Genomic DNA, 13078 nt, shown 5'->3' with positions numbered 1-13078 from the left:
GGTTGTAAAAGCGAGAAAAAACAAAAGAATTAAAGATAAATAAGCTTTTAGCCTTGAAAACAAATTCAAAAGCACTTTGTAAAAGATTACTTTAATTGATATACTTTAAACATAGAAATAAATGGTATAAAAAATAAATGTAGGAATTGCTTTGATTATTAGAATTGCGTATCATATGGCAATTTGTTTTTTGCAATTTATTGCAATCGTTTGCGATAAAGTTAGGCTAGTTATTTTATATTTTAAATAAATTTATAATTATAATATTTAAACTTTGGAGAATGAAAGGGGTATTAATCATGAAAAAGAAAAAGTTATTAGCAACAGTTTTGACAGCTACATTAGCATGTGGAACATTAGTTGGGTGTGGAGGTACGGCTACATCGGGTTCATCAGAAGGAGCTTCTGATGGTAGTGGAAAGACAATAAAGATATATCAATTAAAAGTTGAAATAAATGATGCATTACAAAATTTAGCTAAAAAGTATGAAGAAGAAACAGGAGTAAAAGTAGAAGTTACATCAGTTGGTGGTGGTGCTGATTATGGAGCATCATTAAAAGCAGAATTTGCAAAAGGAACTGAACCAGATATATTTATGATTCAAGGAAGAGGAGATTATAATGTATGGCAGCATAAAATTGATGATTTGAGTGATCAGTCATGGGTTCCTAATGCTGTAAAAGGAACATTAGATACTGTAACTATTGACGGTAAGGTTTATGGTATGCCTGCTGCTACTGAAGGCTATGGATTAATGTATAATAAAGATATTTTAGACAAAGCTGGAATCGATCCCGAAAAACTTACAACATTTGATGCTTTAAAAACAGCTTTTGAAACCTTAGACAGTAAGAAAGATGAATTAGGATTGGATAATGTTGTGTCATATACAACTAAAGAAACTTGGGTGACAGGAAATCATACATTTAATATTCCATTTGCAGCCCAGGATGATCCAGATCAATTTGCTAAGGATTATATAGCTGGAAAAGCAGATTTAGTTAATAATCAGCAATTTAATGATTGGATGAATTTAGTTGAATTAATGTGTAAATACGGAGGAGGAAAAACTCTAGAAACTATTGATTATAGTAATCAAGTCGGTAATTTTGCACTAGAAAAAACTGCATTCATTCAACAAGGCAACTGGATTGCTTCAGATTTACAATCACTAGGTGCAGATTTTAATATGGGATTTGTTCCAATGTGTATAAATAATGATGAGAAAGTAAGCGGATCTATTCCTGTTGGAGTTCCTATGTATTGGGTAGTAAATAAAGATTCCTCAGTTAATGCAGAGGCAAAAGAATTTTTAAAATGGATGGTTGATAGTCAAAGTGGTCAGGAAGCTTTAGTAAATGATATGAATATGATCCCTGCATTTACTAATTTTAAAGTTGAAAGCACAAATCCTTTAAATAAATCAATTACTGAATATAATAATGCAGGAAAGACATTAAAATGGGCATTTACTAATTTCCCTGATGGATTCACAATGGATAAAATAGGGCCTGTATTCTCTAAATTCTTAGATACAGATATGGGAGATGCAGCTAAGAAAGAAATGTTGCAGAATCTTCAAGATGCATCTCCAAAAGAAGCTCAATAATTTATTACAGCAATAAGAAAATTAAGTGATCAATAATGAGAATCAGATGTCTGTAGAATGTCACATTCTATAGACATCTGTCTTAAACTAAAAGGAGGAAATTCAGTATGACTAAAACAAGTAGAGATAATAGAAATTTCTGGATGTTTGTAGGACCTTGTTTATTTGCCTTTATTATGGTTGTTGCTATCCCATTTTTGATTGGTATATATTACACATTTACAAATTGGAATGGTGCTAATCCTCAGTATGATTTTGTTGGATTAAAAAATTATATATATATATTTACAGATTCTCAATTTATTTATTCTTTTAAAATAACTCTAATTTATACATTTGGAAGTGTTGTTACAATAAATGTTATTGGATTTGCATTAGCATATGTAGTGACAAGAAATTTAAAGACAAAAAATTTCTTAAGAACAGGATTTTTTATGCCTAACTTAATTGGAGGTTTAATTTTAGGATTTATATGGCAATTCATGTTTAATTCTGTATTTGTAGGAATAGGTGAAAAAATGGGAAGTAAACTTCTTTCAACATCTATGTTACAAGAACCAAGTACAGCTGTTATAGCTATGCTTATAGTATCAACATGGCAGTATGCAGGATATATAATGGTTATTTATGTATCTGCGTTAGAAAATGTACCAAATGATCTTATTGAAGCAGCACATATAGATGGAGCTAATGGTATTCAAACATTTAGACATATTACAATTCCTATGGTTAGACAAGGTATAACAATATGTTTATTCTTAACATTAGCCAATTCATTTAAGATGTTTGATTTGAATTTTTCATTAAGTCCATCAAAATCTACAGAAATGTTAGCTTTAAATATTTATAAGGAAGCCTTTGTGGTTAATAATATGGGAATAGGGCAAGCTAAAGCGATTATATTCTTCATTTTAGTAACTGCAATTTCATTGACTCAAGTTTATTTCAATAAGAAGAAGGAGGTAGAAGCATAATGGCAGAGATTAAAATTTCAGCACGAAAAAAAGAAAATACTATTGCAAAATCAGGAAAAAAATTAAAAACTTTAGACAGTTATACCACTAAATCTAAGATTTTAGAAGTGTTTGCATGGCTTTTACTCATTCTTTATATGACACCTTTTTATTTAATGTTTATAAATTCATTTAAAACAAGAAGGGAAATTTTTGCTGATACAACTGGACTGCCAAGCGTATGGAATTTTAAGAATTATGCAGATGCAATGGATAGAATGGGAGTAGCATCAGCATTTACAAATTCTATAATCATTACAGTTGGTTCTGTAATTGTAATATTATTATTTTCATCAATGGCAGCATGGGTTTTGGTTCGTGATAAATCTACAAAAAGTAAAGTTGTTTTTTATATTTTTACAGCAGGGATGATAGTTCCGTTCCAAGCAGTTATGATTCCACTTGTTAAATGGATGGGTAAAATGAAATTTGGTGCATTTGATATGCTAGGAACACATTATGGTTTGATATTCATGTATTTAGGATTTGGAGCAAGCATGAGTATATTCTTATATCATGGATTTATTAAAGGTATTCCAGAAGAAATTGAAGAAGCTGCAATAATAGATGGATGTACAAAATGGCAGGTATACACAAAGATAGTATTGCCTTTATTAAAACCAACTACAGTAACAGTTGCTGTATTAAATAGTATTTGGATTTGGAACGACTTCTTATTGCCGTTTTTAACTGTAAATGGAAAGCTCAATACAATTCCACTTGCTATGAATAATTTCTTTGGAGCATTTTCAAAACAATGGGAACTTGCAATGGCAGCCTTGATAATGGCAATAATTCCAATAGTTATTTTCTACTTCTTTGTTCAAAAACATATAATTGCAGGTATTGTACAAGGATCAATAAAGTAATATACTAAAATATATGTAAAAAAATAAGTTTAAGGATAAGTAGGATGGCTATTAAATTGTTTTAAAATTCAATATTTAATATTAAAGACAAAACTGATATAACTACTTTGATACATGTGATCTGAGTAGTTATATCAATCCATGCAAGCGGTTGCTTAGACTATATGATAAAAAGGAAGGAGAATAGTATTATGGATAGAAGTAGTGGGATAATAATGCATATTGCATCGTTACCTGGAAAATATGGGATAGGTACTTTTGGTAAGGAGGCATATAGATTTGCAGATTTTTTAAAAAAATCAGGACAAAGGTATTGGCAGATACTTCCGTTAGGACCAACAAGTTTTGGTGATTCACCATATCAATCTTTTTCAGCATTTGCAGGTAATCCATATTTTATTGATTTTGATATTTTAAAAGAAAAAGGTTTATTGAAATTTGAAGATTACTCAAATATAAAATTGGGGAATAATGATGAAGAAATTGATTATGCATTAATATTTACTGAAAAAATGAAAATTTTAAGAAAAGCCTTTTTCAATTTTAAAATTAAAAAAGATGTAAAATTTGAAAATTTCAAAAGTGAAAATTCTTTTTGGCTTGAAGATTATTCATTGTATATGTCAGTAAAACAAAAATTTCAGTTGAAAAGTTGGCAGGAATGGGATGAAGACATAAAACTAAGAAAACCTGAAGCGATTAAAAAGTATAGAAAGGAATTAAGCGACGAAATAGAATTTTGGAATTTTGTTCAATATGAGTTTTTTAATGAGTGGAATGAACTTAAAAGTTATGTCAATAATTTAGGAGTAGAAATAATAGGAGATATACCTATATATGTTTCCGCAGACAGTGCTGATGTATGGAGCAATCCAGAAGCATTTTTAATTGACAAAGAAACATTAAAACCATTGAAAGTAGCAGGATGTCCTCCAGATATATTTTCAGAAACAGGACAGTTGTGGGGAAATCCTATATATGATTGGGAGTACATGGATAGAACAGAATATAAATGGTGGATAAGCAGAATTAAAGAGAGTTTAAAAATATATGATTGGTTGAGAATTGATCATTTTAAAGGTTTTGAATCATATTATTCAATACCATATGGAGACGCTACAGCAGAAAATGGAAAATGGGTTAAGGGACCAGGAATGAAGATATTTGACGCTATAAGAAAATCTCTTGGTGATGTTAATATAATTGCAGAAGATCTTGGCACATTAACTGAAGAAACTATAAAACTTAGGGATAATAATAATTTCCCGGGAATGAAAATATTAACTTTTGCATTTGATTCAGATGCGAATAATGCATTTTTGCCACATAATTATGAAAGGAATTTTATAGCTTATACAGGAACTCATGACAATGATACAGTAAGAGGATGGATTGAAACAACTGCACCCAAAGATCAAGTTGAAAAGGCAATAAAATATTTAAATCTTAATGAAGAAGAAGGATATAATTGGGGATTAATACGTGGAATATGGAGCAGTGTAGCTAATGTTTCAATTGCACAGATGCAGGATTTTTTGAATTTAGGTAATGAGGCAAGAACAAATATGCCATCTACTTTAGGTGGTAATTGGAAGTGGAGAGCTAAAAATGGAGTATTTACAGATGAACTTGCGAAACGTATTTATAATATGACAGAACTATATGGAAGACTTAAATCAAAACAAGTATAGGTGGATAACATTCAATGTATGGAATTTTAAAGCGTATAGATGAAAGTTTGGCTTTTGATGCATCAGTTTTGGTTAAATAGATAATTTATATATTATAAATGGAATAGAGAATAATAAAATGAATTTCAAAATGTCCTTATACTTGAGTTTTGTTGTTGAAGCATATATTATAAATTTAAAGTGATTCTATGTATTAATATTAAAACTCTGTTTATTTTCAATAAGAACTAAACAGAGTTTTAATATAGTATATAATTTTATTGTTATATTTAGGAGATGAAAATGAAGATTACGATTAAAGAAGTTGCTAAAGCAGCTAATGTTTCAACATCTACTGTATCCAGAGTAATATCGGATAGTCCTCAGATTAGTGAAAAAACAAAAGAAAAAGTAAGAGAAGTGATTAAGCAATTGAATTATAAACCAAATGCTATTGCAAGAAGTTTGGCTAATAAGAAAACAAGAATAATCGGTGTAGTTCTTCCAAATGAAGCTCAAGATTTGTCTTTTAATCCCTTTTTTCTTAAAGCTATGCAGGGAATGAGCAGTTATGCAAAGAGAAAGAAATACTATATTACTTATGCATTTAACGATGACGAAAGGGAAGAACTTAATTCTATAAAGGATTTTATAACAAGCAATCTTATAGCAGGAGTATGTCTTTTAAGACTAAGAACTGATGATAAGAGCATAGAATATTTAAATAATACAAATTTTCCATTTGTTGTTGTAGGGCGTCCAGAAGAACCGGAAAGTATGTTATGGGTTGATAATGACAATTTTAAAGCTACTTATAATCTTATGGATACGTTAATAAAGAAAGGCCATAAAGAAATTGCGTTTTTAGGAGCAAAAGAGGAATTGACAGTTACGAAGGATAGATTAAAGGGATATAAAGTATCATGTGAAATTAATGGATTATCTTGTGCCACAAAAAATATAATTATAAAAGATGAATTTACTGAAGAAGAAGGATTTGAAGGAGCATTAGAACTTATTGAAAAATGCAATCCTACAGCAATTTTAGTTCAGGATGATCTTCTTGCTTTTGGAGTTTTAAAAGCATTAAAAAGCAAAGGAATTTCAGATATTTCTGTTGTTGCATTCAACAATACTCCATTAGCACAATTTCAAAATCCACCATTAGCTTCTGTTGATATAAATGCTTATGAACTAGGATATTATGCAGCTAAAGTTTTGATAGAGTATTTAGAAAATAATAATGTAGAAAATAATCATTATATCATTGAATCTGAATTAGTAGAAAGGGAATCATTGAGGTAGTAAAACTTACCTCAAGTTACCCATAAGTGCAATCGCTTGCGGAAATGTTGATATTTAGGAGTATTTTAAAGAAAATATGTATAAAATAAGACGTGAGAAAAATAAATGTATCAAATAAATCATTGTAAAAGTTTTCTTAAAGTGATATACTAATTTTGTAGGAGTAATAATACCATAAAATTAATATTAGTTTATTAAATATATTATAAAATTTAATATTTTTTTAAAAAGAAATGCAAGCGATTGCGAACGAAGGAGAATATATAAAAAATGAAAAAAGTTTGGTGGAAAGAGGCTGTAGGATATCAGATTTATCCTAGAAGCTTTAAAGATTCCAATGGAGATGGTATTGGTGATTTAAATGGAATCATATCTAAATTAGATTACTTAAAAGATTTAGGAATAGATGTTATATGGGTATGCCCAATGTATAAATCACCTAATGATGATAATGGATATGATATAAGTGATTATCATGGGATTCTTGAAGAGTTTGGGACTATGAGAGACTTTGATAAACTCTTGCAAGAAGTTCATAGTAGAGGAATGAAGTTGATAATAGATCTTGTTATTAATCATACTAGTGATGAACATGAATGGTTTATTGAATCAAGGTCTTCAAAAGACAATCCTAAGAGGGATTGGTATATATGGAAAAAAGGTAGAAATGGAGCTGAACCCAATAATTGGGAAAGTATTTTCAAAGGATCTGCATGGGAATATGACGATTTAACTGATGAATATTATCTTCATTTATTTACTAAAAAACAACCTGATTTAAATTGGGAAAATCCTGAAATGAGAAAAGCTGTTTATAAAATGATAAACTGGTGGCTTGACAAAGGAGTTGATGGATTTAGAGTAGATGCTATAAGTCATATAAAGAAAGATCAGACTTTTGAGGATTTACCAAATTCATATAATAAGGAATATGTTGAATCTTTTGATAAACATATGAATTATGCAGGAATACATAAATTCTTAAATGAGTTAAAACAAGAGACATTTTCTAAATATGATATTATGACAGTTGGTGAAGCAAATGGAGTTAAAGCTGATGTTGATGCTGATTTATGGGTAGGAGAGGAAAATGGAAGCTTTAACATGGTATTTCAATTTGAGCATCTTGATTTGTGGGAGTCAAATGAGAAAAATGAAAAATCTAATATAATAAAACTTAAGGAAGCTTTGAGTAGGTGGCAGGAAAATCTACATGGAATAGGATGGAATGCCCTTTTTATTGAAAATCATGATATATCACGAGTTATATCTACTCTTGGAAATGATAATAACTATAGAATAGAATGTGCAAAAGCATTTGCTTTAATGTATTTTATGCAGCAAGGAACACCGTTTATATATCAAGGACAAGAGATTGGAATGACTAATGTTAAGTTTGATTCCATAGAAGAATATGATGATGTGAAATGCAAAAATATATATAATGAATTAATTTCAAGTGGTTATTCAAAAAAAAATGCATTAGAACATATATGGGGCATATCAAGAGATAATGCACGTACACCAATGCAGTGGAATAATTCCAAAAATGCTGGATTTTCAGATGGAGAATCTTGGATTCATGTAAATAGAAATTATACAGAAATAAATGTTGAAAATGAATTAAATGATGATAATTCAGTTTTGAATTTTTATAAGCAATTAATAAAATTAAAGAAGTCAAGTGAGACTTTAATATATGGAAAATATGAGCTTATATTGAAAGACAATGAGCAGATATATTCATATATGAGAATACTAGATGACGAAAAGTATATAGTAATATGTAATTTATCAGATGAAAATGCTGAATACAATTATGATGGTGCAGTACTTGATTTTAATAATTTGATAATTTCAAATTATAATATAGACAAACATGGTCAAATTAAAGATTTTATTTTAAATCCATGGGAATGCAGATTATATAAAATAAAAAATTAAATTCTAATAATAAAAAGCATAAAAACTAGACTTTATTTTTATAATGAAGTCTAGTTAATGAAATAAAATATATACGATATACTAAAAAATAATCGGAGGTATGTATTATGGGAAACGCAAAAGGAAAATTATTTTCATTTGAATTTTGGCAGAAATTTGGAAAAGCTTTAATGGTTGTTGTAGCAGTAATGCCAGCAGCTGGTCTTATGATTTGTATTGGAAAACTAATTGGAATGTGTGGAGATGCAGCTCTTGTTCATATGATTTCTAATGTTGTAGAACAATTAGGATGGGGAATTATTAATAATCTTCATATTTTATTTGCAGTAGCTATTGGTGGTTCGTGGGCAAAAGAACGTGCTGGTGGAGCATTTGCAGCACTTATAGCATTTATACTTATAAATCTTACTACTGGATCTATATTTGGAGTTACATCAGATATGCTAAATGATTCAAGCGCGACAGTTAAAACAATATTTGGTCAAACTATAGCAGTTGGTGATTACTTTATATCAGTTCTTGGAAGTCCTGCTTTAAATATGGGTGTGTTTGTAGGTATTATTTCAGGTTTTCTAGGTGCATCACTATATAACAAGTATTATAATTTTGATAAACTTCCAGATGCATTATCATTTTTCAATGGAAAACGTTTTGTACCGTTTGTTGTGATTGCAGGTTCTGTTGTTTCAGCTGTAATTCTTTCAATAATATGGCCATTTGCTCAATCAGCATTAAATTCATTTGGTATGTGGCTTGCAGAATCTAAAGATACAGCACCGATTTTATCTCCATTTGTATATGGATGTTTAGAACGTTTATTATTACCTTTTGGGTTACATCATATGCTTACAATTCCAGTAAATTATACTGAATTAGGTGGAGTGTATACAGTATTAACTGGAACAAATGCAGGAAATGCAATTGCAGGTCAGGATCCATTATGGTACGCATGGATATCTGATTTAATAAACTTAAAGGATGCAGGAGATACTGCAGCATATAATAATTTATTAGCAACAGTTACACCAGCAAGATTTAAATTTGGTCAGGTTATACTTTCAAGTGCTTCATTAATTGGTGCAGCATTAGCAATGTACAAAAATGTTGATGAAGATAAAAAGAAAAAATATAAATCAATGTTTTTATCTGCAGGTCTTGCTGTATTCCTAACTGGAGTTACAGAACCTCTTGAATTTATGTTTATGTTTGTATCTCCTGTTTTATATGGTGTATATGCTGTTCTTACTGGTATCGGTTTTGCAGTTGCTGATATAATACATGTAAGAGTTCATGCATTTGGTTTTGTTGAATTATTAACTCGTATTCCTATGTTTGCAAAAGCAGGAATAATAATGGATATTGTTAATTTTGCAATTGTTGCAGTTATATTCTTTGGTTTATATTTTGTTGTATTTAATTTCTTGATAAAAAAATTCAATTTAGCTACTCCTGGACGTAGAGGTAATTATGTTGAAGATGAAGAAGAAACAAATAGTGCTTCAACAGTTAAGACTTCAGGTAATGAATTAGCTGTGAAGATAATTTCATTATTAGGTGAGAAAGAAAATATAGTTGATGTTGATGCATGTATGACTCGTTTGAGAGTTACTGTAAAAGATAAATCTTTAGTTGCAGATGAAAAAGAATGGAAACAAAATGGAGCAATGGGATTAGTGGTGAAGGATAAAGGTATTCAGGCTATATATGGACCTAAAGCAGATGTTATAAAATCACAAATACAGGATATTTTAGGAGTGTAGTGTAATGAAACTTTTAACTTTAAACTGCCATTCATGGCAGGAAGAAAATCAGTTAGAAAAAATTAAATATTTGGCAAAAGTTATAAGTGAAAAGAAATATGATGTTATAGCTCTCCAAGAAATAAGTCAATCAACAAAAAGCAAAATAATAGAAAATAATATAAGAGAAGATAACTTTGCAGTATTACTAAAAAAGGAATTAAATAAATTATGTAATGAAAATTATGAATTTTATTGGGACTTTTCTCATATAGGATATGATATATATGAAGAAGGACTTACAATAATGAGCAGACATAAATTTTTAGATAACAAATCGTTTTTTGTTACAAAAGGCCAGGATAGAACTTACTGGAAGACTAGGAAAATTGTTAAAAGCTCAATAGAAATATCTGATAAAGTAATTGATTTTTATTCATGCCATCTTGGATGGTGGAATGATGAAGATGAACCATTTAAATATCAAGCTGATAAATTAATAAGTTCTATTGATAATGACAGAATTACAATTCTTATGGGTGATTTTAATAATAATGCATTTATAAAAAATGAAGGATATGACTATCTTATAAATAACAATTTAACTGATTTATATTTACTGGGAAATAATGATGATAAATTGTGCATTACAGCTAAAGGAAAAATAGATGGCTGGGAAAAAAATAAGGAAAATCTTAGGTTGGATCTTATATTAAGTAACAAATCTTTAAATGTTAGAAAAGCAGATGTAATATTTAATGGGAACAATAAGGAAATAATATCAGATCATTATGGTATTGAAATGGAATTAGAGATTTAGTAAAAAGGCAATATGAGCAGTGTGTTCATATTGTCTTTTTGTTTACAGAAATTATAGTTAATTTAATTTCTGCAAAATTAATATAAGTGTTGATAGTGACTCTGATAAAGAAGTTAAATCTTCATCTGATAAAGTTGAAAGTTTATTTTTAAGACTTTTCTTAGCAGAAGATTTAAAAGCTTCAAATAATTTTTTGGCTTTAGGTGTAAGTTCCACACGCAAAATACGTCTGTCTTTATTATCTGAATATCTATTTACAAGATCTAATTCTATAAGCTTATCTATTATAGGAGTCATATTTGATTTTGATATATTTAATTTTTTGGCAATGTATGAAATAGGAGATGATTTTTCTTTTTCAAGATAAAGAATAACTTTTATGTGAGATGGAGGCAATGGTAACGATGACATGTTCTTTTTGAATTCCTGTTCACATAAAGGAAAATTTTTTATTAAATTGTTATCTAGAAACAAATCATTTCTCATTAAGGAAAGAAGGCTTAACATTAAATCAGCAGTTTTTGAAAGCTTATAGTCTGTCATTATTTCAGTTCCTTTCATTCTCAAAATTTCATTAATTATTATAATCTAAAATTAACCTTAAAACAATAAGAAGGTTATTGACTTAGAATAGTTATAAAATTATAATTAAATACATGCTTATTCAATGATATGAAAAAATATACAAAGATAAGTATAATACTTATTTTTGTATATTTGATGAAAAGGTCGAACTATTTAAGTTTAATTTAAGAAAATGATAAGGAAAAAGAATATTTATATTACTATAATATTATTTAGGTTATAGTAAATGGATATATTCGATTATATTTCAATATAAAATCAAGGAGGAGAAGATGAAAAAATATTTAATTGCGTTATTATTAACAGTAAGTACAATTTCATTAATAGGCTGTGGAAAAGCTGAGCCAGTTCAAGAAGAAAAAGCTATAGCAGTTTCAGTTCAGGCAGCTAAGGGTGGAGAAATTGAGAATACCAATACTTTTTCAGGAACTACAAAAATAAAAGATGAAACAGCTGTTACAGTTGAAATGGCTGGAACTATTGAAGAAATGGATGTTGAACTAGGAGATAGTGTTTCTAAGGGACAGACATTACTGAGAGTAAAAGGAACAGATGTTGAAAATGGGATAAAGACTGCACAAGCAGCATTAGAATCAGCACAGGCTGCTTATAATGATAGTGATGTATCAGTTGCTAATTCAGAAAACCAATTAGAAACTGGACTCACTAATGCAAAAACTTCTTATGATAAGGCAGTTTCTGGATATGAAGAAACAAAAAGACAGTTTGATAATACTGAACAGCTTTATCAAGCAGGTGCAGTTTCAGAAGATGCTTATAAACAGGCACAAGCAGGTTTAGATCAATCACAAAAGAGTGTTGAGCAGGCAAAAGCAGCTTTAGATTCAGCTCAGAAAGCATACGATATAGGAGTTGGAAACAGAGAATCAGCAAAGGCTGCTATAAATTCAGCTCAAGTTGCATTAGATAATGCAATGTCTAATAGGGACAAGTTGACTTTAAAATCTCCAGTTGATGGGGTTATTACAAAAAAGAATTTTAACGTAAATGAAATGGTTAGTCAGGGACAACCAGCTTTTGTAATTTCAAGCACAAATCTGTTACAAATTGACTTAAATATTACACAATCAGATATTGGAAAATTTAGTCAAGGTCAAACAGTAGATGTAGTGTTAGATGGACAGACAGTTGAAGGAACAGTAACTAATGTTCCAGAAGTTGCAGATTCTTCAAGCTCACTATATAAAGTTGAAGTTGTTATAGATAATTCTGATGGACAATTTAAAGCAGGAATGTCAGCTGAAGTTAATGTGAGCATAGAAAAGGAAGATGATGTAGTAACTGTACCAAAGAAAGCTATAGTAGAAGAAGATGATACAAAATATGTCTATATAGTAGGAGATGACAACAGGGCTGTTAAGCAGGAAGTTGAAACAGGAATTGAAACAGAAAGTACTGTTGAAATAAAGAGTGGAGTAGATGCTGATGACACAATTGTTATTGGAGGATTATCATTAATTTCAGACAATACAAAACTTTTCCCTGTAGTAAAGGAGGACTAA

Annotated in this window: 10 protein-coding genes; 9 read left to right on the top strand and 1 reads right to left on the bottom strand. The window is 29.4% G+C overall.

What is annotated here, in order from left to right:
- Positions 1-299 precede the first annotated feature (299 nt).
- The 8 genes from Q0F58_RS00100 (at position 300) to Q0F58_RS00065 (ending at position 10970) form a co-directional block, all read left to right on the top strand.
- Entirely contained in the window at positions 300-1610 is a 1311-nt protein-coding gene (locus Q0F58_RS00100) for an ABC transporter substrate-binding protein (protein WP_294370847.1), read from the top strand.
- A 107-nt stretch (positions 1611-1717) separates the two neighbouring features.
- On the top strand, positions 1718-2584 hold the full coding sequence (locus Q0F58_RS00095) for a carbohydrate ABC transporter permease (RefSeq protein WP_294370843.1): 867 nt from the start codon (positions 1718-1720) through the stop codon (positions 2582-2584).
- Entirely contained in the window at positions 2584-3492 is a 909-nt protein-coding gene (locus Q0F58_RS00090; RefSeq protein WP_294370839.1) for a carbohydrate ABC transporter permease, read from the top strand. The genes Q0F58_RS00095 and Q0F58_RS00090 overlap by 1 nt, the downstream gene beginning before the upstream one ends.
- Before the next feature lie 191 nt (positions 3493-3683).
- Positions 3684-5183: a 4-alpha-glucanotransferase gene (gene malQ / locus Q0F58_RS00085; protein WP_294370836.1), complete on the top strand. Its 1500-nt coding sequence runs from the start codon at positions 3684-3686 to the stop codon at positions 5181-5183.
- Positions 5184-5465: 282 nt separating this feature from the next.
- On the top strand, positions 5466-6467 hold the full coding sequence (locus Q0F58_RS00080; RefSeq protein WP_294370833.1) for a LacI family DNA-binding transcriptional regulator: 1002 nt from the start codon (positions 5466-5468) through the stop codon (positions 6465-6467).
- 270 nt (positions 6468-6737) lie between these two features.
- On the top strand, positions 6738-8411 hold the full coding sequence (locus tag Q0F58_RS00075; protein ID WP_294370830.1) for an alpha-glucosidase: 1674 nt from the start codon (positions 6738-6740) through the stop codon (positions 8409-8411).
- Between the two features lie 107 nt (positions 8412-8518).
- Positions 8519-10171, top strand: a complete 1653-nt coding sequence (locus Q0F58_RS00070) for a PTS transporter subunit IIBC (protein ID WP_294370828.1) — start codon at positions 8519-8521, stop codon at positions 10169-10171.
- 4 nt (positions 10172-10175) lie between these two features.
- Positions 10176-10970, top strand: a complete 795-nt coding sequence (locus tag Q0F58_RS00065) for an endonuclease/exonuclease/phosphatase family protein (RefSeq protein ID WP_294370824.1) — start codon at positions 10176-10178, stop codon at positions 10968-10970.
- Positions 10971-11027: 57 nt separating this feature from the next.
- Here the strand turns inward: Q0F58_RS00065 and Q0F58_RS00060 are convergent, their stop codons facing one another.
- Entirely contained in the window at positions 11028-11513 is a 486-nt protein-coding gene (locus Q0F58_RS00060) for a MarR family winged helix-turn-helix transcriptional regulator (RefSeq protein ID WP_294370822.1), read from the bottom strand.
- Positions 11514-11827: 314 nt separating this feature from the next.
- On the opposite strand from Q0F58_RS00060, the gene Q0F58_RS00055 reads away from it, so the two are divergent.
- Complete coding sequence (locus Q0F58_RS00055; protein WP_294370820.1) at positions 11828-13078, top strand: efflux RND transporter periplasmic adaptor subunit; 1251 nt, start codon at positions 11828-11830, stop codon at positions 13076-13078.

The sequence above is a fragment of the uncultured Clostridium sp. genome (genome assembly GCF_934754915.1).
GTDB lineage: Bacteria > Bacillota > Clostridia > Clostridiales > Clostridiaceae > Clostridium.
Note: the sequence above shows the minus strand (reverse complement) of the source record. Positions and strands in the feature narration are given on the sequence as shown.